The following is a 26,976-nucleotide window of genomic DNA, read 5'->3' as shown; positions in this document are numbered from 1 at the left end:
TCTATTTCTTGCGTAAACAACCTTGAGTCATAAAGAACCTGCGTAATACCAGTAAGCAAGGTGCATTTCGATGTCTTAAATTAATGATGAATGAACCAATCAGAGCAGCACTTCCAACGCCAACAGGATGGTTAGTCGCTCCCACGAGAAATTTTTGTTTATTCTTTATTCGTGATCCCAAGTCGGTCATGGTTGCTCCGACTATCTATACTCAACTTTGGCATTGCACAGAAGAAGGTATCCCAACCAAATTAAAAAACACAAGAAGATTGGATTATGAGTCTGCCCATGAAACTTGGAATGAACTGCTTTCTAATGATTGGGAATTGAATGAACATCAAATCAATTCTGCTGCCTAGTCAAGGCAGGAGATATCTAAGAATCCCAATGAGGGCGATCGCAATGATTCCATTAGTCCATCAGAACCACAATTTTTTGAGACACGTTCCACCCAATCTGGAAGACCATTATTTTCAATGATGAATAGATAAAGCAATCCCAACATCAGTACTGGAATAACAAGCATATAAATCAAATTGATCTTCTATAGATTATGATTAGTGATTAGAAAATTAGATTGAGAGATTTCTAAATGAATAACTATCAAAATGTAGATGTTGGTAAATTAGCAAATATTTATTTTGAAGGTAAAGTTATTAGTCGGAACATCTTTTTTAAAGATGGTTCAAAAAAAACATTAGGAGTAATGTTAGAGGGTGAATACGAATTTAAAACTACGTCAAAAGAACTCATGGAAATCCATTCTGGAAAACTAAATGTCAAAATTGCAGGTGATAAAAATTGGACATTAATAACAGAGGGTATGGATTTTAATGTCCCCAAAAATTCTTCATTTTGTTTAGAGATTTTAGAAATAGTAAACTACACATGCTCTTATTTTGATGATTAAGAAATTAGGTTTATTTAATGCCTTAAATAATTTTAATGAATAGGCATAGATATAAATCAAAGTACTATTAGGGGTTAAGCCATATCATATGGTCATCCTTTTCAACATGCAATCGAAGAACTAAAAGAAACATTCTCGAGATCTTTAGAGTTCCTATCCAATGGAATGATTGATTTGATCTTGTTTCTAATTGTAAAACTGATTTTGATGAAGTTGAATTCGAGAATGAATATTTGCAGGTTGGCAACTGCTCGATGGGCTACTAAAAGCATTGAATGCACAGGAGGTTTAATCATGCAAAAAAAACGTAGTTGAAAATCTGATGGGTCTAATACTCTTTTATCGATCTTTCTTGTTTTGTATACTTTTAATCTCAATTGGACCACTTCTTCCTCTAATTCATTATTACTTTCAGTTGAAATAAAGCAAAAACCTAGACTTATAGCTGGGCAGAAGAAAATAATAGTTTATATAAATTTCAAATTTTCGAATAGTTTAACTATATAAGCTAATCTAAAATCGAAGCTATAAGGTTATTCAAAAAAATCTGTGAGAGAACAAGAAGGAAAGAAAAAAATTACCGAAGCAAAAACATATCCAGTTCCATTTGCCTTAGAAGAAAATCAAGGAAATCTTACTATTAATTCTAATACTCCTTCCAAACCTTCTAATGAAGAAATAATCAATCAAGCATTTCATTTGCATTCACAAGGAAATATTTCAGCAGCAGCAAAATACTATCAACAGGTGATAAATCAAGGATGTAATGATCACAGGGTTTTTTCTAATTATGGTGCAATTTTGAAAGGGATTGGCAAATTACAAGAAGCAGAATTATCGACTCGTAAAGCAATTGAACTGAATACTAGCGACGCAATGGCACATGCCAATCTTGGAAGCATATTGAAAGATATTGGTAAGTCACAAGAAGCAGAATTGTCGACTCGTAAAGCAATTGAACTAAATCCTAATAACGCAATGGCACATGCCAATCTTGGAAGCATATTGAGAGATCTTGGCAAATCACAAGAAGCAGAATTATCGACTCGTAAAGCAATTGAACTAAATCCTAATGACGCAATGGCACATGCCAATCTTGGAAGCATATTGAAAGATCTTGGCAAATCACAAGAAGCAGAATTATCGACTCATAAAGCAATTGAATTAAATCCTAATTTCGCAGATGCTCATTACAACCTTGGAAACATATTGAGAGATCTTGGTAAATTACAAGAAGCAGAATTATCGACTCGTAAAGCAATTGAATTAAATCCTAATTTTGCAGACGCATATTCCAACCTTGGAATCATATTGAGTGGTATTGGGAAATTGCAAAAAGCAGAATTATATCTACGCAAAGCAATTGAACTCAAACCTGATTTTGCAGGTGCTGCTTGGAACTTATATGGATTAGCAAACACTATTGAGGAAGCAGAAGAAAGGATTAATCAATGCTTGAAAATAGATGAAAATTATTTAGACGCAAAACTCAATCTAAGTGCTCTGAAATTACATCAAGGTGATCAATCATTATTTGATAATCTAATGAAATCAAGCAATAAAGATCATTCTATAACCCGCTCAATCAAATGGGTTTCTACTTTACCAAAGTTACCTGAATTGGTTTTTCATAGATGGGCATTATTTGACAGTATGATTAACAAAAGTAAAAAAGATCGCCCTTTCTATGAGTTTGGTGTGTGGCGAGGTGAATCCTTTAAGTATCTCATTAATACTTTCAAAAAAGGTTTTGGATTTGATACTTTTGAAGGATTACCAGAAGATTGGCATGAAATGAGGCAAGGTAACTATTCAGCAGACGGAATCATTCCTAAAATTGATGGTGGAACATTTATAGCAGGTAAATTTGAAGAAACACTTCCAACTTTTTATTCCAAACCTAGACCGATGGCATCAATTATTAACTTTGATGCGGACCTTTATTCTTCTACTCTCTGTGCCTTGAATTATTCAAAACCTGTAATAGATAAGAATACTATTTTAATATTTGATGAGTTTATTGTAAATAAAAGTTGGGAGGAAGATGAATATAAAGCACTCAATGAATTTTGCTCTAATAATAATTTAACTTATGAAGTGTTGGCAGTTTCTTATTTTACAAAACAAGTTGCAGTAAAATTAATAGGAGTTTAACTAAAATACAAGACACAAATGAACGTAAAAACTCCTTAATTTCAAGAGGATAAAAAATTAATTTTGTAGAGGCAGTAAAAAGTGTTTTTGCGTAAAGTAATAATAAAATTATCACTAAAAAGTAGACGTTCACTTCACGTCAACAAATAATTCTTAACAGAAATCCTACTTATTATTAATTTCCCTCAATCAATCTATTGTTCTTCAATGATATTGTGAAATACATAGAAAAAATATCCGAACCTAGATCTTATGGTTTTAGATACTAACTTAGAAATGGCGTAAATCATATAATATCCTATTTCCGTTTGGTGAGTTTATCCCCTTGTCCTATTTTCTCTGCCTAAAGAAATAATATAAGAAGTCATTTATATCTCACTATATGAATTCAAAAAAAGATTTTGCGAAAAATGAAATGGGATTATATTTAATAGTAAAATAGAAACATACAAAGGATAGAGACAACATTGATGGGGGAATTTGACCAAACAAACAATGTTAAGAAAAAAATCGCTGAAGTAAAAACATTCTCAGTTCCATTTGCTTTGAGAGAAATCAAAGAAAATATTACTATTAATTCTAATAATTCTAAAGAAGAAATAATTAATCAAGCAATTCAGTTTCACAAAAAAGGAAATATTACAGAAGCAAAAAAATATTATCAACAGATAATAAATCAAGGATGTAATGATCACAGGGTTTTTTCTAATTATGGAATCATATTGAAAGGTCTTGGAAAATTACAAGAAGCAGAACTATCTACTCGCAAAGCAATTGGAATCAATCCAAATTTCGCAAATACTCATTACAATCTGGGAAATATATTAAGAGATCTTGGCAAATTACAAGAAGCAGAATTATCTACTCGCAAAGCAATTGAACTAAATCCTAGTTTCGCAATAGCACATTCCAATCTTGGAAGCATATTGAGAGATCTCAACAAGTTAAAAGAAGCAGAATTATCTACTCGCAAAGCAATTGAACTAAATCCTAATTTCGCTGATGCTTATTTAAATCTAGGAGGTATATTGATTGATCTTGGCAAATCACAAGAAGCAGAATTATCTACTCGCAAAGCAATTGAACTCAATCCTAATTTCGCAATAGCACATTCCAATCTTGGAGGCATATTGAGAGATCTTAACAAGTTAAAAGAAGCAGAATTATCTACTCGCAAAGCAATTGAACTCAATCCTAATTTCCCTGATGCTTATTTAAATCTAGGAAGTATTTTGAGTAATCTAGGTAAATTACAAGAAGCAGAATTGTCATATAGCAAAGCAATTGAACTAAATCCTGACTACGCAATGGCATATTTTTCTCTATCATCTCTTCAATACTCCAATAAAAATACAATATGGAAGGACCAACTCTTTTCTGAAAATATCTTAAAGAGTAAATCACAAAAAGATCAAGTTGAAATTTATTTTGCAAGAGCAAATATTCTTCATAAAGAGAAAAATTATGAAGAAAGTTCTAGATATCTTAAATTAGCGAATAAATTAAAACTTGATATCAAACCATCTATACCTGAAAAGATATTTAATAAATCTAAAGTATTACTTATTGAATCTGAGAAGCAAGAAATTAATCATAAAGAACATACAAAATCACCAGAGAGTATTTTCATTGTTGGAATGCCAAGAAGTGGTTCCACATTGGTTGAATCAATTCTTACTATGAATAGTTATGTGGATGATTTAGGAGAAAGCAATATTCTCGAAGAATCATTCCAAGCGCATAAAAAAGTCAATCAAGTATTAACTCTTGCTGAAGAGTATTACAAAAGAATCAAAAGTCTTAAAAAGAACTACAACATCACAACTAATAAAAATCTATACAATTATCAATATGTAGGTATCATTGCCAAGCGAATACCAAACTCAAAAATTATTCACTGCTTTAGGAATCCTTTAGATAATATTCTATCAATTTATCGAGCACATTTCACAAGCGGCAATGAATATTCATCTTCCTTAATTGATTGCACAAGAGTTTATTTAAATCAAGAGGAACTAATGAATAAGTATAAGAATAGATTTAGATCAAAAATATATGACTTGAATTATGATTCATTAGTCAGCAATCCTAATAAAGAAATTAAATCTCTGATTTCTTGGTTAGGTTGGAATTGGGATGATAGCTATCTATCACCTCATCTAAATCCACGCTCAGTATCTACAGCAAGCAGTGTTCAAGTCCGTTCCCCAATCAATTCAAAATCAATTGGTGGCTGGCAGAACTATAAAGATATGCTAAAACCTTCTATAGAAATCCTTACTAAAAAAGATAAATATCAAGACTTGATTTAATAAATGATCAGCAAAAGTAATATTTTTAGAAATAACACCGCGCAAAATCAAATACATTATCTTCGATAAAGGCAATCAAATGTAGCTGTATAGAAGTTCAGCATAAAGATCAACACGCCAACGTTCTTCCAACTCTTCGTCAAAAGTATATGAAAAATCATTTCGTCTCATGTTACTACCAAAAAATTAGGAACAAGGTATAGAGAAGTCCATCCTTCTACGACTTTTATATAGAAAAGTGACAAGTTAAAATCAAGCATTCAGTCCATGATTGGATTTAATACTAGTATTTTACTATCGCTAAATAGTTCACAGCCCAAATATTCCTTATATTTTAGTCCCTCAATTCATCAATTCTCCCACTATTCTAGTGAGCAACGTCTAAGAGACATATCTCCATTGTTATCTTTCCGTTGGGTAATTTTATCCCCTTGTACTACATCTCTACATAGAAAAATAGTATAAAAATCTGCGTATTCTTCTCGATCTATAAGTCAAAATTATATTAAAAATATAATTTAAAGTACTCTAGTCAAATATTATGATCAAAAGAAAACCCTCAAAGGTTTCAAATGAAAGGTTTTGGTAAGCAGAGTGAATCTAAAGAAAAAATAAGCAAGAAAAACATCAATCCATCTAAAGAACAAATAATTAAGAAGGCAATTAAATTTCATTCAGAAGGAAACATTCAAGAAGCAGCAAAATATTATCAGTATTTTATAAATCAAGGATTCAAAGACCACAGGGTTTTTACTAATTATGGATCCATATTAGAAAATCTTGGGAAATCAAAACAAGCAGAAAACTTATATCGCAAAGCAATTAAAATCAAACCTGATTATGGAATAGCGCATTCAAATTTAGGAGGCCTATTGAGAGATTTTGGTAATCTACATGATGCAGAATTATCTATTCAAAAAGCAATTGAACTCAATTCTGATTTCGCAATGGCGCATTACAATCTAGGAAATATATTGAAAGATCTTGGCAATTTAAATGATGCAGAAATCTCATACCGCAAAGCAATTGAACTCAACCCTGATTTCGCAATGGCGCATTTAAATCTGGGAAATATATTGAAAGATCTTGGCAATTTAAATGATGCAGAATTATTTACTCGAAAAACAATTGAACTCAATCCTGATCTCGCAATGGCGCATTACAATCTAGGAAATATATTGAAAGATCTTGGCAATTTAAATGATGCAGAAATCTCATATCGCAAAGCAATTGAACTTAATCCTGATTTCGCAATGGCGCATTTAAACCTAGGAAATATATTGAAAGATTTTAACAATTTACATGATGCAGAATTATTTACTCGAAAAGCAATTGAACTCAAATCTGATTACGCAGAGGCACATTCCAATCTGGGAATCATATTGAAAGATCTTGGCAATTTAAATGATGCAGAAATCTCGTACCGCAAAGCAATTGAACTTAATCCTGATTATGCTGAAGCATTTTGGAATCTTTCATTGCTTGAACTACTTCAAGGGAACTATAAAAATGGTTTAAAAAACTATGAATACAGACTTAAAAAACCCAATCCTACTATCATTAACGGCAATACAAACCTAAAGCGAATAGAGTACAAAGAAATAAAAATAGGAGAGAAACTTTTAGTCATAAGTGAACAAGGTTTAGGCGATACTATTCAATATATGCGCTACGTACCCTATTTAAGAACTTTAGGTTTAGATGTTTCTTTTTGTGCTCAGGAAAAACTACATTCATTAATCAAAGCATCAGGGATTGATCAGAATCCATTAACTCCAAAGAAAGCAAATCTAGTTTCAGAAGGTCAATGGATTCCTCTTTTATCTTTACCTCACTATCTAAAAGTAAACCCGAAAAATCCAATCATTTCTGGACAATATATCTATTCAACAGAGTTATTTAATACTAAGTGGAAAAACATCCTTTCTAAAGAGACAAGACCAATAGTAGGAATTAATTGGCAAGGAAATCCAGAGATGGAAAAGAGTTATCAAGGACGCTCGATCTCATTAGAAGCGTTTTCAATTCTTCCAGATAAGAATGAAATTACAATGCTTTCTCTACAAAAAGGATTTGGTTCGGAGCAATTAAATAATTGCTCATTTAAAAATAAGTTTGTTAAATGTCAACCACAAATTGATGAAATTTGGGATTTCCTCGAAAATGCTGCCATCATTAAAAACTGTGATTTAATTATTACATGTGATACTTCAATTGCTCATTTAGCAGGAGGAATGGGGAAAAAAGTGTGGTTACTCCTCAAAGATATCCCTTTTTGGACGTGGGGGCTGGAAAAAGAGAATACATTTTGGTATCCATCGATGAAATTATTCCGACAAAAAGAGCGAGATAATTGGCAAGAGGTTTTAGAAAGAGTTTCAAGCACAATTAGAAAGGAAATTAAGGCAAAAGTATGAGTTTAAAAGTTAAATGCCTATCTTCTAGCCTCGCTCCAGTCTCTCAAAGGGAGGTAATCGATAAAACCAAAATTTTGGAGCAAGACGAACATAGATTATTTCATGGATTTTGCTCAAAAACAATTTAACTTACGAGGTTTTATCAGTTTCTTATTCGAGATATCAAACAACACTGAAACTAATGGATTTTTAGCTAAAAAGACAAAATACAAGATCAACTAATGTCTCTTCTTCTTGGCTGGCAATACATAACCGATGAATATAAGTCGATAGTCAAGAAAGTTGGATGCTATGCACTGGCAATGATTTTTGTAATCGTAATAGTGATAGCATTGCTGCCACTAGCGATTGTTGGTGTAGGTGGTTATTGGGCATATAAGTTCCTTTCTAAAAAACTAAAGTTCTTATTTAACTTCCCATTAGAACCAAGACTTTCTAAAACATTTATTCTCTAAAAGTCGCCACTCTTGCTCTTGATCAAATTTTGCAGGTTCTCATCAATTTGTCTTATTAGTAGTGACAAAAGGTGCCTACAGGAGTAAAAATGAAATAACAGAACAACTCCTCACACAATAGTTCTGTTATTGAAAGGCACTCGACTTCAAGTAAGTAGGGTGCCTTTTTAATGCTTGATTTTAAAAAATTGGCACATGTGACAGTTGAAGAACTCAAATACTAAGCATTTCTCTTTTCGTGACGTTGAGTAAATTTTATTAGTGAGGAGTTGAGATCCTCCGCAGTGGAAACAAGGAAACACTTGCGACTGATCTTCAAAAAGACCTGCTTAAGAGCAGGTTTTTTTGTGCCTGATAAAGCTGGTGTTTTATCTCATTTCCCAATAATTCAATTTAGTTAGAAATGGTTTAGAGTTACAGGAATAGATTGTTCAATCGGATAAATAATTACTGATCTTAAAGGAGTGAACAAAAACTCGACCCTTCCTCATGCAATGTGCTTTCTCGATATCACAAAGTTTTTAATGTGTAGAGAAAATAAACTATCTTCCATTTGCCTGGAGAGAGGGCTACGGCATGACATGTGGAAGTTGCAGATCACAAACCTTGTCAGTCTGTTGCTTCATTCTTGGTGAGGAAGTCGTGTGGAAATAAGTTTCTTAGAGTTTGACTATGTTTTAATAGACGATAATATTCTAAGTCCGTAGTTTCTATCCATAGTATTCTTTGTAATCTCAGTCCTTCACTCAACCTCAACCTATTTCCCCTCAATTCAAGTGGGAAACATAGGAGACATATTCTCCCTTTTATATTTCCATTTTAGTCAGTGATATAAAATGAATAAATCTATTACATCCTTTTTCCGTTTGGTGATTTTCCCTTGTCCTCCTTCTCTACGTAAGAAATAATTCAAACCTAATTTTTCTTCTCGCTCAAAGAAATGATAAAAGATTTGGGAAAGAGTAAACTACAAACATTCAGAGTATAGAAAAGGGATAGATGGAGGATTCTAATTCAACAAACAAGGTTCGTAAAAAAACAGCTGAAGTCACAACATTCCAAGTTCAATTCTCTTTAGAAGAAATCAAAGAAAATCTTACTATTAATACAAATACTCCTTCTAACCCTTCTAAAGAACAAATAATTAATCAGGCAAATAAATTTCATTCAGAAGGAAACATTCAAGAAGCAGTAAAATATTATCGATATTTTATAAATCAAGGCTTCAAAGACCACAGGGTTTTTACTAATTATGGATCCATATTACAAAATCTTGGAAAATCAAAACAAGCAGAGAACTTATATCGCAAAGCAATTGAACTCAATCCTGATTACGCAATGGCACATTCAAATTTAGGAGGCATATTAAGAGATCTTGGCAATTTACAAGACGCAGAATTATCGACTCGCAAAGCAATTGAACTCAATCCTGATTTGGCAGATGCTTATTCAAATCTTGGGAACATATTGAAAGATCTTGGCAATTTGCAAGACGCAGAATTATCGACTCGCAAAGCAATTGAACTCAATCCTAATTTCGTAGTTGCTCATTACAATCTTGGAAGCATATTGATAGATCTTGGCAATTTGCAAGACGCAGAATTATCGACTCGTAAAGCAATTGAACTCAATCCTGATTTCACATTTGCTCATTACAATCTTGGAAGCATATTGAAAGATCTTGGCAATTTGCAAGACGCAGAATTATCGACCCGCAAGGCAATTGAACTCAATCCTAATTTAGCAGCTGCTCATTCAAATCTTGGAAGCATATTGATAGATCTTGGCAATTTACAAGACGCAGAATTATCGACTCGCAAAGCAATTGAACTCAATCCTGATTTAGCAGTTGCTCATTTAAATCTAGGAATCATTTTGAAAGATCTTGGCAATTTACAAGAAGGGCAAAAAGAGGAAAGAAGAGGAATTGATCTAAATTTTATACAAAATATTGATTCAGAATATAAAGAAAATTGCTTAAGAAACTTAAGCCTTTCAAAATCACAATTTAGACAAGATTTATTTGCTTTAAGTGAACTAAATTTCAAAAAAAATGGATTTTTTGTAGAATTTGGATCTTGCGATGGTTTAGTAGGATCTAATTCCTACTTATTAGAAAAAGTTTTTAATTGGGATGGAATATTAGCTGAACCAGCAATCTTTTGGCATACAAATTTAAAAGAAAATCGATCTGTAAATATCGAAACTAAATGTGTATGGAAATCATCTGGAAATGAAGTTTTATTTAACGAACCTGTTTCTTATAAACAAATGGCTTCAATAAATATGTTTTCTGATAAAAATAAAAAATACTTTCAGGAAGGAAGTAGATATAAAGTTCAAACCATTTCATTATTAGATTTATTAGAGACATATCAAGCTCCAAAAATTATAGATTATTTATCTATAGATACAGAAGGCAGTGAATATGAGATATTGAAGGCTTTTGATTTTAATAAGTACAAATTCAGGGTAATCACTTGTGAACATAATTTCACATCTATGAGAGAGAAAATATATGATCTTTTAATTAGTAAAGGTTATCAAAGAAAATTAATACACATATCAAGAGTAGATGATTGGTATGTTTTGGCTGAATAATTAAAATTAAAATCCAAAACAATATACAAACTTTTCCCAGAAGTTAAAAGACACATCAATCTAGAAAACTTGGCAAAGCTTGAAAAGAAGTATAGACATAAACCTAGAATACTTTTGTAGAGAAGTCGTCACAATCGTCCCTATTCCCTATATCTTACTTAGATACTACATTTACCATCTTTAGGGAAATAAGATACACCGCAATGGAAACAAGAAACCATTTACATCAGGTCTCTGCCGCTAATCCGCCCCAACAGAACAGGGCAATTTCTGTGTGATTATTTTGACTAAGAAAAAACAAAAAAGGTAATTAGAACGGTATTCTCTACAATTTTTGAAATTATTAAACCAACCATATCAATTATTGTAGATATTTAACTTAACCTCAATGACTGAAGAAAATAAAGCAGACAAAAAAAAGTGCGGTGGCAAAGGCAAAGCTATGTTTGCCTATGGCATTATTCAACTAGGTTCTAGTGTTATTTCTGCTGTTGCTCTTGCTGCAATCGCCTTTAGTTTGTGTTCTGTGAAACAAGAATCAAAAGTGTTCAATGAATGCGTTGAAGAGATTCAAGCGACTGGCAAGAGTTCTTCTTATGCAGTTCGTTTCTGCAATGGTGGGAAATAGTTTTCAATCAATAAAGTGAGAACAGGATTACTGGGATTACAACTCCACTAATCAAGCCATGTCCTAAATGAGTGCTCAAATTTTCACCCGATTTTTTATTCCTCTCAGTTTTCCAGTATTCCTCCCACTCAAAAGCACTTGCTCAAATGATCGAGTGAGTAAATATGATTCACTCCATGTTTTAGCTCATGGAGCTTACTTGGAGCTGTTAAATAGTAAATATTTATTATTGGGTGTAAACAATTATTTGACTCTCCCTAACTCCGATCAATTTTCACGCCAAATCCTTCAGGCATCTCGTCATTGATATCTTTTAAATCCATCCATCTACTCTCCTCATCTACAGTTAAATTTTTGAACTTTCTGACATATACATCCCCTGCTAGATCGGGGTCTGCAACTCCAAAGAAATCGCATATTTCTTCTACTCTTGCCCAATGTTCAATTTCATTCGTTGCTCTTTTGAATTCAGTAATCTCAAATTTTCTTTGTTCTGCCTGACTCAATTTATTTAACACTGAGGACGAAACAGAGACAGTTGCACAATCCAATTTAGAACTATCTTCTTCCTCCAAGTCAAGATTTCTTTGATTGAGTTCTTTTAACCAAGTTTCATCCATAATCTTCAATTTTTCTTCAATCCACGCAGAGTTTATTTGATTTAGTTAATCTTTCCAGTATTCGTCCCATTCACTCTACAAATCAGACTGCGACAAAGAGTTATAGAAACCTCTCCACTTCTTTTCTGAATTAGCGTCGGTTGTTCTCAATGACACCATTTAATCTATTGTTCTTAATTTAGTGAAAAATTTTGCGTTATCTGATTTGAAAAACATTTTTATCAAGTATTCGTAGCAAACTCACTGTCAGTAGATACATTTTTATTTTTGTCTTGTACCCCAATTGATTCACTGAATCCAGATGCAAGTATTCCAGTAGGTATTGCTATTGCAGCAATACCCATAAGAGAAGTTATCGATGCGATTGTTTTTCCCACTGCTGTAACTGGTATCGAATCTCCATATCCAACAGCACTGACAGTTGTTATTGACCACCAAAGACATCTTGGAATTGATCCTAACAATTCTGGTTGAATAGATGATTCAGCAAGATACATAAACGTGCTACTGATCAATAACAGTAAAACTGTATATAAAATCGAAATTTGTAGTTCTTGACTCTTTGATCGAATTGCGTAATTAAAGTGATAGATACTTTGCTTAAATTTTTCACTTCTTCCAATTTTCAATATTCTTAAAAGACGAATAATCCTGAGGATTTTCAATTCAGCACGAACACCTATAAAAGAAGGGACGATTGCAATTACATCAATAATTGCCATTGGTGAGAGCATATAACGAAAAACGCTTTTCCACCCTTTTCCAAATTTCTTGTCAAGTGGTGCTACCCATAAGCGACAAAAATATTCAACGCAAAATAATCCACCAATAATCCAATCCAAAAGATCTATTTGATCACCAAATTGATAATCAATTGAGTTTTCAGTAACAATAACTGCAAAAAAAATCGAAATAAATATCGTAACGCCACAAATTTTATTGAATAAAGAAGTTCTTCCGTCGGGAGAGTCATTAATTATCTCCTTAAATATTCTTAGACGTAATTCATTCATCACTGCCACAGACTGAAATAGGAATGCCTATAACATAGGTAAATCTTGCTGATTTTTCCTCTGATCAACTTACGATCCCAAATACAAGAGATAGTATATCTGTTCTAAAATATTCCAAACGAAAGCAATCCTCATTAACAAAGCATCTCCGTATGACCAATTAGGAAGGCGGTTAGTTAATGTAACAACGTTTAAAATATACAGAGAAGTCATTAATAAATTCTCAGGGACTGAAACTTACGAATTAAATCACCGGTATAGAGAAAAAAGGTTTCTACGATTTCTCCGTAGAGACAGTCAAAGCATACTGCGGTGAAGTCACGGTGAAGTCACGGTGAAGTCCCTACCCAAGAAGCCTTGTCACTCTGTCACTTCAAACTAAAAAGATTCGACGATGAAGTATGTATTTTAATTTATAACTACTTTTTAGTAGTCGATGCGATTTCCACTCAATAGTTCCTACAAACACAACTAAAGATATAACTAGGTTGTCAGCGATTATTTTATCGTGAAAAGCTGATACAGTTTAGCAATACAAAGAATTGCTTCTGTACTTTGAGTTGATTTGATTAAAAAAAGAAGAAAGTTAAATGAACATTTAGCAAAGCTCGATCTATAAGCTGTAAATGACTTCACCAAGAATTAATAAGGATTGAATTTAGTTGTAAAGTAAAGAGAACCAAAAGAGAAAGAAAAAACATCAGAGAAGATGGATAGATCTAATTCAGAAGCAGAAAGAAAGAAGAAAGTCTATAAAGTAACTACATTCCCAGTGCAATTTTCTTTAGGAGAAATAAAAGAAAAAATCTCTATTTCCACTAACACTCCCTCTAAACTATCTAAAGAACAAATCATTAATCGAGCATTTACATTTCATTCACAAGGAAACATTTCAGAAGCAGCACAATATTATCAACATTTGATAAGCCAAGGGTTAAAAGAGTGCAGGGTTTTTTCTAATTATGGTGTGATTCTAAAAAATCTTGGTAAATTAAAAGAAGCAGAATTATTTACTCGCAAAGCGATTGAATTGAATCCTGATTTCGCAGAGGCGTATGCCAATCTGGGAAACATATTAAAAGATTTGGGAAACTTACAAGACGCAGAATTATCTACTCGCAAAGCGATTGAATTGAATCCTGATTTCGCAGAGGCGCATTCTAATCTGGGAAACATATTGAAAGATTGTGGTAAATTAAAAGAAGCAGAAATCTCCTATCGCAAAGCAATTGAAATCAATCATGATTACGCAGAGGGATATTCCAATCTTGGGAATATATTGAGAGATCTTGGTAAATTAAAAGAAGCAGAATTATTTACTCGGAAGGCAATTGGATTGAATCCTGATTTAGCAAAGGCGTCTTCCAACCTTGGAACAATATTGAGTTATCTTGGCAAATTAGATGAATTGATTGTCATATCAAAAGCAACAATAAAGTCAAGCTCAATCAATCAAGGACATAAGTTACTCGCTGAATTACAAATCACAATCGCTAATTTATTACAAAAAGATTTTCCAAAAACACTATTAAGTATAAACACAACTAACAATTTAATAAATCAAGGTGCAATCAATAATATTAAAGATGAAAAGAATAAAAAACATGCATCAACTTTTATCAGATTTATTACTTCACTCTATCCTCTACTTGAGAAAGAAAATAAAAATCCTAATGCAGCAAAAATACCTCATATTGGAGAAAGCCATTGTCTTTCTTTTGCTCATCAAACTCTATCTATATTTTCACAGTCAAAAACAATACAGCCTGTTTTAATCACAGGTGGGAAAGCTTGGCATTTCGCTAATAACAAAAATAATCAATGGAAAGATTCTATAACTCAACAAATAAAAAATCATCATTATAGTGACAAAGTATTTATTTCTTTTGGGGAGATAGATTGTAGAAAGGATGAAGGTATACTTACTTACTCAATCAAGCATGATAAAGATATTCTAGAAGTATGTGAAAAAACTATTAAAGGTTATATAGATTATATGGAAGAAATACTAACTCCAAATTACTCACAAAAATATTACTTTGGTGTCCCAGCACCAACAAGAAGACAAGAATTGCTTGATGAATTAGATATAAAGAGAATTAAAATGATTCAACTATACAATTCAATTTTAAAAAAAGAAATTTTATCTAGAGGTTCCTATTTCTTAGATGTTTATAAATTAACTTCTAACAATGAAGGGTTAAATAACACTATTCATATGTGCGATAGCACTCACCTTTCCCCTACATGTCTTTCTATTCTATTTGAAAAATATCTATACAAGAGTTAAGCTTCATCCACGCAAATCTCTTTATAAAAATATTTCCCAGAAGATAAAACTCAAACCAAATACAAAACTGGGTAAAGTTTGAAGAGCAGCATCCACATACCTTCAGAGAGATGTACTAGCTCTGGGCTTGTAAAACAAAAATCTGACTAACTCAAGAGTATAAAATATTTGATTGTCTAAAAAGAACTATTTTTCTACGATATTTCTGTAGAGACTAAAAAAGATCTTTTGTGAAACCTATGTGAAAAGCACACCTCAAAACCCTTGTCATCACTCTTCCCACACAAAACTAAAACAAAACCATACAAATCAAGTTATCTCTGGAAATCAGACGTTTCCACTGCTCCCACTCAATAGTCCCCACCATAGATAGAGTGTGAAAACGCAGTCATAAAAATGGTTTCTTAAAAAGATTATATCACCTGGAACTCACGTAGAACGTTTATCCAAGGAAAAGTGGGGACTCATAAACCGTAAAAATAAATCACTTATAAACCCAGTTAGCAGATACTATTTTTGCTTCTGGGTTACTTTTTTTTGCAATCTTTTTTGCTTCGTCCATATTTCCTGAAACGATTGTTTCATCAAAAGTCTTCTCCTTCTTGTCGATCATCGTGACTTGAAATCTCATTACCAATCTGAATAGAGAACATCATCCTCAATAAGGACATAAAACTCTTTTTTTGCAAGTCGCTTTTCCAATTCAAAAAATGAACTCTGACAATTAGGAGTTGGAGGTTCTCGATATCCTTTCATCTTTTTCTCACGGGTATACAACGCACCTAATAACCAACTAGCAGTTAAAGACTTTTGACCATGCTTCAATATCTTTTCTTGTTTGCCATTAAAGTTTGCTGAATCAAGTAGTTCTTGCTTCCAATCTATTTGTTCTCTCATTGCTGTTCTTCCTTTTGTTCTTTTTACAGTTTTAGTTGCTCATATATCTTCTTCAATCTTTTGTATTCCTCATGAAGTGCACCCAGTTGCCATGCGTCTCGGAATCCTCTTGGACCTTCCATTAGCAGTCTCACTACTTCGGGTTTATGTGTCTTCATTTCCAAGAACTCTTCTTGCCATGAGGTGTCATCCCATTTGATGCTCATGCTTTCCCTCCATATTTTTTAAACTCATCCAATGAACTGACAACTATGCTCTTGTAATCCTCAGGGAAGCGTGCCTTCATGATTGCTAGAATTTCCAAGCAATCTGGATAGGGGTTATACAAATAAAAAATAACTTCCTTCTCTTCCTTCAAAATAATGTAATTAGATAATTCACCTGCATCATTATTTTTTTTAGTCATTCTGCCTCTCCTTCTCTTTCAACAATCTTTTGAACTGTAGATCTATTCATGTGTTCTTATTCCTTTTTTGCAGTGTCTCATCAGTTTGTGTTTCCCTAGTGACAAAAGGTGCAGACAGGAGTAGAAATGAAATAACAGAACAACTCCTCACACAATAGTTCTGTTGTAAAAAGGCACTCGACTTCGCGTAAGTAGGGTGCTTTTTTAATGGTTGATTTTATAGAATTGGCACATGTGACAGTTGAGAAACTCATCTGCTAACACTTGAGACCCCTAGTTGCGTCTAATAAGTTGACTTTGTGAGGAGTTGAGATCCTCCGCAGTGGAAACAAGGAAACACTTGCGCCTGATCTCACAAAGAAACCGCCCTGACAGAACTGGGCGGTTTTTTTGTGCCTTTTCTAGAGTGGTCTAATGATATTTCCACCTCCCCAAGTTGTTTTTGGATTACTACTTTTAAGCACAGCAGTAGTTTTGATTTTTGATATCAGATACAACCCATTCGGAAACAGTGAGGACGATATCTAATTAGGAATTTTTTCGGATGCAGAACCTTTGTGAAATTGATTAGAAAAGGAAAAGCAGAACAACTCCTTACCAAAATTCGTTCTGTAAATGAAGAGAGGGACTCAAGGTCGCTGAAGCAGCAGGGTCCCTTTCTTGATGCAATTTAAATGAATTCAATCAGTCTCCTTTATCGTGAATATCTCCAGAATAAGATTGAGGTCCTATCTCTGGTGGTGGATTATTTCCGAAGTTATCAACTAAAGCATCTACCTCACTTGTAAAAAGTTTGTTGAACCATTGCTTAGTTGCAATAATTGCTGTCCAGATCTTGTCTCTTTTTCTGGTCATAGATATACCTCAAAAGTAGTAAGAGGGCGAGATTTTGGTCGCCCCCTTTGAGTCCATCACTCCAGACCTAAGGAAGTGCGTTGACTCCTGAGAATGTTTTACTACTACTGAATTGAAATTGCTATGGGTAAGAACACCAAAGTATTTCTACATTTGGGTTCTCTGTATAGATATTTTCTAATAAGGGGAGTAGACATAAAGAAAGAGTCATCGCACTCTCGAAGATATTAAAAAGGGGAAATGTGGATTGACTCTAAGGAGGAATCTCACACCTCCTGATGTGAACAGAGTCACCTTTCCTGCGGTCTATGCAACGGTCGGAACAACTCAAACCCCTGATTAGTTTCAGGGGGTCTTTGTTTGTGCGGTAATCAGAGTTAATACTTTAGGGTTTTTATCCTATAGATTTTTTGAATTAGGAGGAGTAGATATAAATCAAGGCACTACTAGGAGGTCAAACCATGTCATGCGGTAATCCTTTTAAACATGCAATCGAAGACGTAAAGGAAACATTCTCAAAATCTTGTGGAGTTCCTATGCAAGGGAACGATTGGTGCGATCTGGTTTCGAATTATGAAACTGATTTTGATGAGGTCGATTACGAGAATGAATGTTTGCAGTTTGGGAACTGCTCAATGGACTACTAAACAACATTGAACTAACAAGAGATCTAATTATGCAAGCAACACGTAGTTTCAGATCCAATGGGTCGAATACTCTTTCATCGATCTTTCTTTGGTTTTCTGTCCTTTTAATCTCACTTGGAACACTTCCACACCTTGTTCCTTATTACTTTCAGTTGAAATATTGAGGTAAAAATGATGATTCTCGATCTTCTCAAACTCATTCTCAGAAAACACAAAGATTATTGGGTGGTTGGTTAAACAGGAGTTTTTTCTCATGTTCACCTGATCTGGATTTGTTATTAATGAATTAGGAGTCACAGCACCTTCTGTGGGTCAAAGTTCGATAAAGGATGGAAATTTAGTTCAGTCAGTTGAGTGCTTGACTCAAAGGGAGCGACCAAAATCTCGCTCCCTTCTTTAATGAAAAAATAGGTGACTTGACCTAGTAGACAAATATAGTACGTTTGTACTAGTATTATCCCCATCACTAAACCAACAAAAAAGCACGAAGTGAGCATCGTGCTTTTTTGCCTCTTCTCACAAGGAGAACCAAGATGGATCGAATTAAAACACCAAAAGTTGTTGCTCCAGTTGAAGCACTTGAGCATCCAGATGAGTGGAGTTATTTCACTAATCTGGAACTGGTGAAGTCCAGAGGAAGTTCAGTTTGTCTTACATGTGAACACTTCACTTATACGTGCGATAAATCATGCGTCACTCTTTTGACTTGTCCACTTCACCAACGTCTTATCCCTCAAGGTGAACATCTCACAAAGCGTTGCCTGAATTGGCAAAAGAAGAGGGTATTACAAATTGGATGGTGTCCAGAAGTTGCATAAAAACCAAAAATTATTTCCTCAAAACCAATGAATTTAACTACCACTGCTGATTCTGTGATGATATTTTGCATCATCGCTTCAATGGCAATTTTTGATGCCTTCTCAACTCTTCTTTCGATCCTAAAGAAAGGGATATTTGTTGATCAGAAATCGGTACTGATGCAAAAGACCAATAGCGAATTGAGGGCAATGCTGGTTGGCATAGACAAAATTTCCAAACTCAATAAAAAACAATTAGTCGATTTAGTAATAGAAAAAAATGAACTTTTTTGATACTAAGAACTTCTCATTGCGTAGAGAAGTCGTTCATAGATTCTTAACAACTAAATCGGAGACATTGAAACAACGAGTGTAGAGAAAATGAACTATCTACGATGTCTTTACAGAGAAAGTGACAAGGTGACACGTGGAAGTGACATTTGAAGTCCCTGTCACTTTGGCACTTAAATTTCTACGTGGAAGTCACGTGGAAGTAGATTTTTGAGTGGTGGACTGGGATTTGCCCCCCTAATTTACCACGTGGAACACACGTGGAACTTGTTTTAAAGTAAATATTTTGCTTTTTTATACACACTCCATGGTTGATCCACCCCCAAAGAGATGGATTCTTAGATTTCATCGTCACCAAAATCTAGTCTTCACTTCTTATCTTTTCTTGGATCTGGCAGATTAAATTCTGGTGCTTTACCAATTTCTTTTGCTGCAATTAGACCTGCTTTCATATAATTAACATCATCTACCAATCCTTTTTTATATCTTAATTCTCTTTTTCTCCCTCTTATTTCATACGCTCTATTAATTATTTTAATATCGTGAGGAGTTAAATATCTTGTAAGGACTCTTCCTCCTTTACCTTTGTGTTCCATATTAAAAAAATAACTAAAATATTTTTTTATCTCTTTATCTTTTGAATAGGCATTTAATACTGAACTAGGAAATTCTAATTCTTCTAATGTTTTTTTTCCTATTCTCCTTAATTCTGGGAAGTCTATATTATTTACCTTTGCATATGCAGCAAAGAAACCAGTAAAATGATGATAACCCTTTACATAAAATTAATAACAATAATGCAAAAAGTTGATGTCTTTAAATGATAGAAGGGGATCGCCATTTTCATTGCCTGCTCCATAATCAAGGAAATGATTTATTTGAATATCAGGAAGATTTCTACACTTATAATTTCGCCACATCATAGTGCATTTAGGATAATAACTTGATGGAACATTAAATATCTGAGCAAGATCTTTGGGATAATAAATTGGGGTAACATCAGGCAAAGTTTTTTGATATGCCTTAAGTCTTTCTGATGATGGAACAAAAGCATATATTTTCTTTAAATTTCTTACTTCAATTCTTGGATGTATTGCTCCACCTTTAATATATTTTTCAAGATAAGATCAAGGTCCATTATAAATTGTAGAAATTTCACCATTCGTTTCGTCTCTTCCAAAAACCAATAAGAAATCTGCCTCTTTGTATGCATTTTTAGTTTGATTGGATCCTCCTCTTAAATGAAGTCCTCGATATTGATTAATCTCCCAAAGCATTTTTATTGATACTTTCTTTCCATCAGACGTAACAGCATCAAATCCACTTTGACCATATTCTGCTGGCGAGAGTTTGTAGGTCTCAATCGCAAAAACCTCTCCTATGTCTCCTTTTTCTGCGACAAATTTAAAATTAGGGTACTGAACTCGTAATTTATCTTTGATTACTTCAATATCTTTAAGTGCATTAAAAATATTGATGCCTTGGTATTCATTACCCATAAATACCCAATTAGATCACTTCGAGTTACAACCTATTCTGCAAGATCTCATCAGTTTGTCTTATTAGCAGTAACGAAAGATTCATACAACTTGAGTCAGGTTTTCCAATGCTCATCCCATTCATTTTTTAATTCACTCTGCGATAAAGAGTTATAGAAACCTCTCCATTTCTTTTCTGAATTTGCGTCAGTTGCACTCAATGACACCATTAGGTCTATTGCTTGCTCTTTGCTAAAGGATTTTCCGTTATTTGATATGAATGTCATTTACGAAGCAATCTCTTCCCAAGGATCACGTGAAGATAGTTCCTTGAATGGTATCAATTTAAAATCACCTCTCCTGATGCCACTGCAGATCAATCCATCTGGATGTTCTTTCTTGAATATTTCAACTGCATCTTGTTTTCGTTCTGATGGAATAGTGACTTTATAAATCACATCACCTGAATCACGAATCTTATAAACAAAAATCCAATCATATTTTTTACTATCCATCATCAGTTCATGCTGACTAACTGAGTTTTAACTCACTTTGGTCTGATGAACCATTACACAAAGTCAGGTTTTGAAATGTACCCAAGTATTAGTGTCATATCGGAGTAAGTAAAGGTGTAGAAAATATTTTGCTTTTTAAAATCCATAGCACTTCTAATACTGTCTAAATTGCTTGTTATTAGATGAGAGGAATCCTATATTTTTTATTAGTGGTAAAGACGAGCAATGAGAATCAGACCATTAGTTCTAACTGTGATGCTTCTTTCTCCAATGGCAGCAATGGCAGATGGATACCATCACCAGAGAAGATATACAACTCAACGAACTTGCTACAAAGAAATCTATAGAGAGGAATATGTTTCTGGGAATAGAAGATCAAAGGGATATGTGAAGTCGTATTTGGACAAGGTCGAAGTGCCTTGCTCTTCATTGAGTTGGAATTCGCCAGTTCGCAAATACCCTCACCGTCATAATCATGGTTATTACCGACACAACCATGCTCATTACTTCCCTCATAGTCATCGCAGACATAACAGACCATCTCATCAGCAAGTATTAATTTCTCGTAGTTATCGAACCAGTGGAGGAAGTTGTAGTTCAGGCAATGCCACCACAGGTGGATTGATAGGAGGTGGTCTTGCTGCTGCGATCTCCAAGAAAGATGCTTATGCGTGGTCTATTCCTCTAGGTGCTGTCCTTGGCATGGGCATTGCAAATGCTGATTGCTAATTAGGAAAAGTTTCGGCATACCTAACTATCAAAAATCGTAATCGGGTTTTCTTTTGCATTTCTTTCTTAGGTCTGCATATCTGTTGTACATCTCATAATCCTTAAAAACATAATTGCCTTCTTTTTGTTCGCATATCCCCCCCTCACGTTTCATATATTTGGAAACGGTTTTGCAATTTTCAATAAACTTCAAAAACTTTTTGAAGTCCATTTTCTCAATGTAGTAATACCACTCCTCATCATCTTTATTGACTTCCCATTCCTCAAGTAGTGCTGCTTTCACCTGTTCTGTGCTTTCTTGAATGACCTCTTCAAACTCTCTACAAGTTTCCTCTGAATTAAATAGTTCCCCGTTCCATGCCTAGAAGACTTTTCTTTCTTGCATTTCGATCGCTCAGATAAAACAATTTTATAGGAATAATTTCTGATGCTTCCCCTTTCTAGGTTTGATTAGAAAGGTAAAAGCAGAACTCTCGCAACAAAAATTAGTTCTGTAACTGAAGGGAGGGACTCAAAGTCGCTGAAGCAGCAGGGTCCCTTTCTTAATACCCAGAATTCGATAAAAAAGATAATGAAAGATTCACACGCTTGACGACCTACCAAAGATTTAATAGTATATCTGTACTAGGACGTCTCCTCACGCAATCCGTCCTACTCAAAAAGCATCTATCCAAAAGGGTCGCGTTTGGAAGGGTGCTTTTTTGATGCCTTGAAATTAAAGGAAAGAAGTATGAATCAACCAATCAGAGAAGCAATCCCTACGCCAACAGGATGGTTGGTATCACCTACTAGAGAATTTTGTATGTTCTTTATTCGTGATCCGAAATCCGAAATGGCATTTCCGAGAGTCTATACACAACTCTGGTATTGCCTTGAGGATGGCACTCCAACCAAATTAAAAAATACAAGAAGAATTGATCTCGAATCTGCTATTGAAACTTGGCATGAACTCTTAACTCAAGATTGGGAATTAATGGAACATCAGATAAGTGATGCTGCTTAAGTGTGGTAAATACCATAGATATTTTCATGTGATAGGAGTAGAAATAACTCAAGAGTCAAAGCACTCTCGAAGTTATTTAAAAGGGGAAATGTGCATTGACTCCAAGGAGGCATCTCACACCTCCTGAGTGGACAGAGAACACCTTTCGTGCGGTCTCTGCAATGGTCGGAACAACCCCAACCCCTGTTTAATTTCAGGGGTTTTCCTTTTTCATTTTCCTTGCAATTAAGACCAAAGATACTGCTCCTGAAACAAGAATAATATCTATAAGTAAATAATAATTAATGTCCAAAATTTAGTAAAAATACTCTGGTGTTTTTACCTCTAGTCTTATTCATTCTGATACGTTAAAAAGGTCTCAGGAGTCAACGCACTTCCATAGGTCTGGAGTGATGGACTCAAAGGGGGCGACCAAAATCTCGCCCCCTTCTTCATTGGAATTTGTAGGAAAGCACTACCTCAACCGAACAGCGAGATTAAAGAAGTACTTTCTAAATTATTAAAAGATTGATGGCGTAATACGGAAGCGACATCAAATTAGATCGGGGGACAGTCGGTGAAATCCTGTCCTCTCTTCGCAACTCAAAAAAGTTCATTAGGTCTGCACTTTTTGAGAATCTGAAGGGGTGGATTGTTCAACCTTTTCCCTTTAAAACATCCTCACGCAATTTTAGTTAACCCTCCTCTAAGAGGGTTTTCTTATATGAATTCAACTAGCAAAGCATCATTTGAAAAGAAGGCGTTTAAGGTTCTTCCTTTTCTTATAGGGGGAAAAATTATATTTGCCGTTTGGTTTGTTAACCACTTGGTTCAACTATAATCAATGAGAAAGAAAGAGCATATTGAAGACTTAATTAGTTCCTCTCTGACAAAGATTTTAGAAAGATCAATGACCCTTGATAGGAAAGATCAAGTTGCAATTTATCAAGAGTTTAAAGAGTGGATTCATGGTGATACAAAAGAGGAAGACATTTGGGTTATCGATCGTCCAATCAAATAATTAAATCTTCAATCCCTTTTCAACTAATAGTGAACACCATATTCTTCAAGATCTAATAACTCAAAACTGACATGCCTTCCATCTAAATCTTTTGCTAAATCCTCAAAGTATCTCCCGTCTTCATCGTCAAATCCCAAATAATCTTTTTTATAGACATCCTTGTATTTTTCAAATGTTGCTTTCCGTTCCTTAGGAAGTCTGTCGAAAAGAATCTGACTGATCAGAACGCTCGTTACTCCTGATAAAGATGGGTTTGCCACTCTGCATATTCCTCCGTAAATCATCTCAAAGTGACCATTTCTGGAGTAGTGCATTCAGTTGGATATGAGATCACATTCTTTGCTGTAAATCCTGCACCTATCGCAACAAGTCCAATTACAAAGATCCATTTAGATCTCTCACCAGAGAGCAGTCTGTTCATAAAATTTACGTACTGATGTGAAGTTTCCATCAACGATAACAATAATGTTTTTTACCTAATGGCCTTTAGAACTTTTAGAAGTATTTGTATTAGTTGCTTCGCACTCCTACTTTTTCTCTACCCTTCAAAAATAGATGCTTTATCACCTGAGTGGGTTGCAGTTCCAAAGAGTCAGTTTGGAGAGCAGTTATGGGATAAGAACAGCGTGCAAAAAAATCAAGATGGATCCATACGAGTATTCAGCAAATTTATTCCTAAAAGCACTACTGACATTACCCAAGACATTCTGTATACGATGGATGTGAACTGTTCGGAAAATTCTTTTAAAGACGTTGCAGTAGGAGCAAAGGAATTTAATGAGTTTAAAAATAACGATTCAGAGTGGAAAGATCCCAATGGAGACAAATTGATTTTGGGTGTTATCGAACAGGTTTGTACTTTTGGAAATTAAAGTCAAAAGTAGACTATAAACGTCTAACAAATTGCGACGATATGTCTAAGATGTACCTTTCCTCATCACTTGAAATTCCCTTGCCTGATTAAATTGGTGGAGTTAGTTCAAGACCTAATTTGAAAATTACGACTAAAATAAAACGAGTTGCGACTAACTTGTGACTAAAATGCTCTCTCAAGATTTCAGTATTGATAGGCAATTGAAAGAATATCAATAGTCTAAATCCCAAAGATGCGTATCAAGAAACAACATAGTTCTCAAATACGTTTTCTCTACAAGTTCTCTACGGTTCAGGTGTAGAGAAAATGAACTATCTACGATGTCTTTACAGAGAAGGTGACAAGGGGACACGTGGAAGTGAAGTGGAAGTGACATTTGGAATCCCTGTCACCTTGGCACTTAAATTCCTACGTGGAAGTCACGTGGAAGTGGGTTTTTGAGTGGTGGACTGGGTTTTTCCCCCCTAAACTATTCCCACTCAATGGTTCCTGGTGGTTTGCTTGTTATATCCAAAACAACTCTATTAACTCCTTCAACTTCATTAACTATACGGTTAGAAATTTTTTCTAAAACTTCATAAGGTAAGCGAGACCAATCAGCGGTCATTCCATCTTCACTTGACACACAACGAAGAACAATAGGCCAGGCATAGGTTCTTTGATCTCCCATCACTCCAACAGAGTAAACAGGTAGTAAGACTGCAAAAGCTTGCCAGATCTCATTATATAAACCAGCTTTATTCACTTCTTCTCTCACTATTAAATCAGCATCTCTTAAGCAATTGAGTTTTTCATGAGTAACTTTCCCTAAAATTCTTATAGCCAATCCTGGGCCTGGAAATGGATGTCGGCGAACTATCTCATCAGGCAATCCGAGTGATTTACCAACTTTTCTAACTTCATCTTTGAATAAACGTCTTAGGGGTTCTACCAGTTTAAATTGTAAATCCTTGGGCAAACCACCGACATTATGATGACTTTTAATTTTTACCGCTATCCGTTCACCAGTTTTTGGGTCAATATTTGTTCCTGCACTTTCAATCACATCTGGATAAAGCGTCCCTTGAGCCAAGTAATCAAAAGGCCCTAGGCGAAGACTCTCCTCTTCAAAAACCCTAATAAATTCTTCCCCTATAATTTTTCTCTTTTGCTCAGGATCTGTGACTCCTTTTAATTTTGAAATAAATCTTTCTCTAGCATTGATATATTGAACATTAATATTAAACTTTTCGTCGAAAAAAGACATAAGAAATTCTGGCTCACCTTTTCTCATAAAACCTTGATCAATAAACATGCAGGTCAATTGAGACCCTATTGCTTTATTTAATAAAAATGCAAGAGTTGATGAATCCACTCCACCCGATAGAGCTAATAAAACCTTTTTATCTCCTACCTGTTGCTGCACTTGGGTAACAGCTTCATCAATGAATAAATTTGTTGTCCAATCTGGTTCACATGAACAAATTTGAAATACAAAATTTCTAATTAAAACCATGCCATGAGTGGAATGAACAACTTCAGGATGAAATTGAACTCCATAAAAGCTCTTATCATGAAGAGCGATAGCTGCTTCTGAAGTATTAGAAGTATGAGCTAATCTGACAAATCCACTAGGTAATTTTTCAACCGAGTCTCCATGACTCATCCACATAGTAGAACCGCTTATCACATTAGTTAATAAAGCCGTGTGATCATCAACTTCTAAAGGAGCCTTACCATATTCAGCTTTACCAGTAGCAGGTTTAACAGAGCCCCCTAACTGATGAACCATTAATTGCATTCCATAACAAACACCAAGAATGGGAATACCTAAATTGAAAATATCTGGATCACAATATGGAGCACCTTCTTCATAAACTGACCCAGGACCTCCACTTAAGATTATTCCATTCGGCTTGAGAGACCTTAATCTCTCAGCAGAAGTTGTATAACTCATTACTAATGAGTAAACCTCTGTTTCTCTGATCCTTCTAGCAATTAATTCTGAATATTGAGACCCAAAATCGAGAATCACGATTGCTGGATTACGTTTGTTCTCTGAAATCATTGAAGCCATATCAACCTGATGAATCCTTATGAAACAT

32 protein-coding genes are annotated in these 26,976 nt (G+C 34.3%); 16 read left to right on the top strand and 16 right to left on the bottom strand.

The genetic code is table 11. The features are described from left to right. The first annotated feature begins 83 nt into the window (after positions 1–83). Positions 84–359, top strand: a complete 276-nt coding sequence (locus tag AC6EIZ_RS08085) for a DUF1651 domain-containing protein (protein ID WP_498510307.1) — start codon at positions 84–86, stop codon at positions 357–359. Here the strand turns inward: AC6EIZ_RS08085 and AC6EIZ_RS08080 are convergent. Continuing rightward, positions 356–526 (bottom strand): hypothetical protein, encoded by a 171-nt coding sequence (locus AC6EIZ_RS08080; protein ID WP_498510305.1) that lies wholly within the window; start codon positions 524–526, stop codon positions 356–358. The genes AC6EIZ_RS08085 and AC6EIZ_RS08080 overlap by 4 nt on opposite strands. A gap of 66 nt (positions 527–592) precedes the next feature. On the opposite strand from AC6EIZ_RS08080, the gene ppnP reads away from it, so the two are divergent. The 7 genes from ppnP to AC6EIZ_RS08045 all read left to right on the top strand — a co-directional run bounded on the left by ppnP (position 593) and on the right by AC6EIZ_RS08045 (position 11,477). Then, the gene (gene ppnP / locus AC6EIZ_RS08075) at positions 593–910 is read left to right on the top strand and encodes a pyrimidine/purine nucleoside phosphorylase (RefSeq protein ID WP_498510303.1); all 318 of its coding nucleotides are present in this window, start codon (positions 593–595) and stop codon (positions 908–910) included. Between the two features lie 549 nt (positions 911–1,459). After that, a complete protein-coding gene (locus AC6EIZ_RS08070) occupies positions 1,460–3,064 on the top strand; it encodes a tetratricopeptide repeat protein (protein WP_498510301.1) in 1,605 nt (534 codons plus the stop codon). A gap of 470 nt (positions 3,065–3,534) precedes the next feature. Further along, positions 3,535–5,376 (top strand): tetratricopeptide repeat protein, encoded by a 1,842-nt coding sequence (locus tag AC6EIZ_RS08065; RefSeq protein ID WP_498510299.1) that lies wholly within the window; start codon positions 3,535–3,537, stop codon positions 5,374–5,376. A gap of 572 nt (positions 5,377–5,948) precedes the next feature. Beyond that, on the top strand, positions 5,949–7,793 hold the full coding sequence (locus AC6EIZ_RS08060; RefSeq protein ID WP_498510297.1) for a tetratricopeptide repeat protein: 1,845 nt from the start codon (positions 5,949–5,951) through the stop codon (positions 7,791–7,793). A gap of 221 nt (positions 7,794–8,014) precedes the next feature. Beyond that, a complete protein-coding gene (locus AC6EIZ_RS08055; RefSeq protein ID WP_498510295.1) occupies positions 8,015–8,248 on the top strand; it encodes a hypothetical protein in 234 nt (77 codons plus the stop codon). Positions 8,249–9,247: 999 nt separating this feature from the next. Beyond that, complete coding sequence (locus AC6EIZ_RS08050; protein ID WP_498510293.1) at positions 9,248–10,849, top strand: FkbM family methyltransferase; 1,602 nt, start codon at positions 9,248–9,250, stop codon at positions 10,847–10,849. A 388-nt stretch (positions 10,850–11,237) separates the two neighbouring features. Further along, positions 11,238–11,477 carry a hypothetical protein gene (locus AC6EIZ_RS08045; RefSeq protein ID WP_498510292.1) on the top strand — a complete coding sequence of 80 codons (240 nt, stop codon included), beginning with the start codon at positions 11,238–11,240 and terminating at the stop codon, positions 11,475–11,477. A gap of 257 nt (positions 11,478–11,734) precedes the next feature. Here the strand turns inward: AC6EIZ_RS08045 and AC6EIZ_RS08040 are convergent, their stop codons facing one another. Next, positions 11,735–12,097: a hypothetical protein gene (locus tag AC6EIZ_RS08040; RefSeq protein ID WP_498510290.1), complete on the bottom strand. Its 363-nt coding sequence runs from the start codon at positions 12,095–12,097 to the stop codon at positions 11,735–11,737. A gap of 221 nt (positions 12,098–12,318) precedes the next feature. Then, a complete protein-coding gene (locus AC6EIZ_RS08035; protein ID WP_498510288.1) occupies positions 12,319–13,110 on the bottom strand; it encodes a potassium channel family protein in 792 nt (263 codons plus the stop codon). A 709-nt stretch (positions 13,111–13,819) separates the two neighbouring features. Here AC6EIZ_RS08035 and AC6EIZ_RS08030 point away from each other — a divergent pair. Further along, the gene (locus AC6EIZ_RS08030; protein WP_498510287.1) at positions 13,820–15,400 is read left to right on the top strand and encodes a tetratricopeptide repeat protein; all 1,581 of its coding nucleotides are present in this window, start codon (positions 13,820–13,822) and stop codon (positions 15,398–15,400) included. Between the two features lie 484 nt (positions 15,401–15,884). Here the strand turns inward: AC6EIZ_RS08030 and AC6EIZ_RS08025 are convergent, their stop codons facing one another. The 5 genes from AC6EIZ_RS08025 to AC6EIZ_RS08005 all read right to left on the bottom strand — a co-directional run bounded on the left by AC6EIZ_RS08025 (position 15,885) and on the right by AC6EIZ_RS08005 (position 17,558). Next, positions 15,885–16,031 (bottom strand): hypothetical protein, encoded by a 147-nt coding sequence (locus AC6EIZ_RS08025; protein WP_498510286.1) that lies wholly within the window; start codon positions 16,029–16,031, stop codon positions 15,885–15,887. Continuing rightward, a complete protein-coding gene (locus tag AC6EIZ_RS08020; protein WP_498510284.1) occupies positions 16,031–16,297 on the bottom strand; it encodes a hypothetical protein in 267 nt (88 codons plus the stop codon). The genes AC6EIZ_RS08025 and AC6EIZ_RS08020 overlap by 1 nt, the downstream gene beginning before the upstream one ends. A gap of 23 nt (positions 16,298–16,320) precedes the next feature. Next, positions 16,321–16,503, bottom strand: coding sequence for a hypothetical protein (locus AC6EIZ_RS08015; protein ID WP_498510282.1), 183 nt, complete (start codon positions 16,501–16,503; stop codon positions 16,321–16,323). Continuing rightward, complete coding sequence (locus AC6EIZ_RS08010; RefSeq protein WP_498510280.1) at positions 16,500–16,703, bottom strand: hypothetical protein; 204 nt, start codon at positions 16,701–16,703, stop codon at positions 16,500–16,502. Before AC6EIZ_RS08010 ends, AC6EIZ_RS08015 begins: the two co-directional genes overlap by 4 nt. 684 nt (positions 16,704–17,387) lie before the next feature. Further along, positions 17,388–17,558 (bottom strand): hypothetical protein, encoded by a 171-nt coding sequence (locus AC6EIZ_RS08005; protein ID WP_498510279.1) that lies wholly within the window; start codon positions 17,556–17,558, stop codon positions 17,388–17,390. Positions 17,559–18,019: 461 nt separating this feature from the next. Here AC6EIZ_RS08005 and AC6EIZ_RS08000 point away from each other — a divergent pair, with 461 nt between their 5' ends. The 3 genes from AC6EIZ_RS08000 to AC6EIZ_RS07990 all read left to right on the top strand — a co-directional run bounded on the left by AC6EIZ_RS08000 (position 18,020) and on the right by AC6EIZ_RS07990 (position 19,296). After that, complete coding sequence (locus AC6EIZ_RS08000; protein ID WP_269612303.1) at positions 18,020–18,205, top strand: hypothetical protein; 186 nt, start codon at positions 18,020–18,022, stop codon at positions 18,203–18,205. Between the two features lie 533 nt (positions 18,206–18,738). Then, positions 18,739–19,023, top strand: a complete 285-nt coding sequence (locus AC6EIZ_RS07995; protein ID WP_498510276.1) for a galactose oxidase — start codon at positions 18,739–18,741, stop codon at positions 19,021–19,023. Positions 19,024–19,050: 27 nt separating this feature from the next. Then, positions 19,051–19,296, top strand: a complete 246-nt coding sequence (locus tag AC6EIZ_RS07990; RefSeq protein WP_498510275.1) for a hypothetical protein — start codon at positions 19,051–19,053, stop codon at positions 19,294–19,296. Between the two features lie 365 nt (positions 19,297–19,661). On the opposite strand, the gene AC6EIZ_RS07985 is transcribed toward AC6EIZ_RS07990, so the two are convergent. From AC6EIZ_RS07985 to AC6EIZ_RS07970, 4 genes are all read right to left on the bottom strand, one after another. Then, positions 19,662–19,889, bottom strand: a complete 228-nt coding sequence (locus AC6EIZ_RS07985; protein ID WP_498510273.1) for a hypothetical protein — start codon at positions 19,887–19,889, stop codon at positions 19,662–19,664. Between the two features lie 531 nt (positions 19,890–20,420). Next, positions 20,421–20,792, bottom strand: coding sequence for a DUF6998 domain-containing protein (locus AC6EIZ_RS07980; RefSeq protein WP_498510271.1), 372 nt, complete (start codon positions 20,790–20,792; stop codon positions 20,421–20,423). 95 nt (positions 20,793–20,887) lie between these two features. Beyond that, positions 20,888–21,058, bottom strand: coding sequence for a hypothetical protein (locus AC6EIZ_RS07975; protein WP_498510270.1), 171 nt, complete (start codon positions 21,056–21,058; stop codon positions 20,888–20,890). After that, entirely contained in the window at positions 21,059–21,289 is a 231-nt protein-coding gene (locus AC6EIZ_RS07970) for a hypothetical protein (RefSeq protein ID WP_498510268.1), read from the bottom strand. It lies immediately after the preceding gene. A 222-nt stretch (positions 21,290–21,511) separates the two neighbouring features. On the opposite strand from AC6EIZ_RS07970, the gene AC6EIZ_RS07965 reads away from it, so the two are divergent. Beyond that, complete coding sequence (locus tag AC6EIZ_RS07965) at positions 21,512–22,015, top strand: hypothetical protein (protein WP_498510266.1); 504 nt, start codon at positions 21,512–21,514, stop codon at positions 22,013–22,015. A gap of 28 nt (positions 22,016–22,043) precedes the next feature. Here the strand turns inward: AC6EIZ_RS07965 and AC6EIZ_RS07960 are convergent, their stop codons facing one another. After that, on the bottom strand, positions 22,044–22,298 hold the full coding sequence (locus AC6EIZ_RS07960; RefSeq protein WP_498510265.1) for a hypothetical protein: 255 nt from the start codon (positions 22,296–22,298) through the stop codon (positions 22,044–22,046). Positions 22,299–22,745: 447 nt separating this feature from the next. Here AC6EIZ_RS07960 and AC6EIZ_RS07955 point away from each other — a divergent pair, with 447 nt between their 5' ends. Both AC6EIZ_RS07955 and AC6EIZ_RS07950 read left to right on the top strand, forming a co-directional pair. Further along, the gene (locus AC6EIZ_RS07955) at positions 22,746–23,018 is read left to right on the top strand and encodes a DUF1651 domain-containing protein (protein WP_498510264.1); all 273 of its coding nucleotides are present in this window, start codon (positions 22,746–22,748) and stop codon (positions 23,016–23,018) included. Between the two features lie 823 nt (positions 23,019–23,841). After that, positions 23,842–24,018, top strand: coding sequence for a hypothetical protein (locus AC6EIZ_RS07950; RefSeq protein ID WP_498462219.1), 177 nt, complete (start codon positions 23,842–23,844; stop codon positions 24,016–24,018). A gap of 23 nt (positions 24,019–24,041) precedes the next feature. On the opposite strand, the gene AC6EIZ_RS07945 is transcribed toward AC6EIZ_RS07950, so the two are convergent. Next, positions 24,042–24,302 (bottom strand): hypothetical protein, encoded by a 261-nt coding sequence (locus tag AC6EIZ_RS07945; RefSeq protein ID WP_498510262.1) that lies wholly within the window; start codon positions 24,300–24,302, stop codon positions 24,042–24,044. Further along, entirely contained in the window at positions 24,299–24,439 is a 141-nt protein-coding gene (locus AC6EIZ_RS07940) for a hypothetical protein (RefSeq protein WP_187152509.1), read from the bottom strand. The genes AC6EIZ_RS07945 and AC6EIZ_RS07940 overlap by 4 nt, the downstream gene beginning before the upstream one ends. 58 nt (positions 24,440–24,497) lie before the next feature. Here AC6EIZ_RS07940 and AC6EIZ_RS07935 point away from each other — a divergent pair, with 58 nt between their 5' ends. Next, entirely contained in the window at positions 24,498–24,890 is a 393-nt protein-coding gene (locus AC6EIZ_RS07935; RefSeq protein ID WP_498510260.1) for a hypothetical protein, read from the top strand. A gap of 471 nt (positions 24,891–25,361) precedes the next feature. Here the strand turns inward: AC6EIZ_RS07935 and guaA are convergent, their stop codons facing one another. Next, positions 25,362–26,948, bottom strand: coding sequence for a glutamine-hydrolyzing GMP synthase (guaA, locus tag AC6EIZ_RS07930; protein ID WP_498510259.1), 1,587 nt, complete (start codon positions 26,946–26,948; stop codon positions 25,362–25,364). Positions 26,949–26,976: the final 28 nt, after the last annotated feature.

Source organism: Prochlorococcus sp. G4PB16 (genome assembly GCF_059772465.1).
Note: the sequence above shows the minus strand (reverse complement) of the source record. Positions and strands in the feature narration are given on the sequence as shown.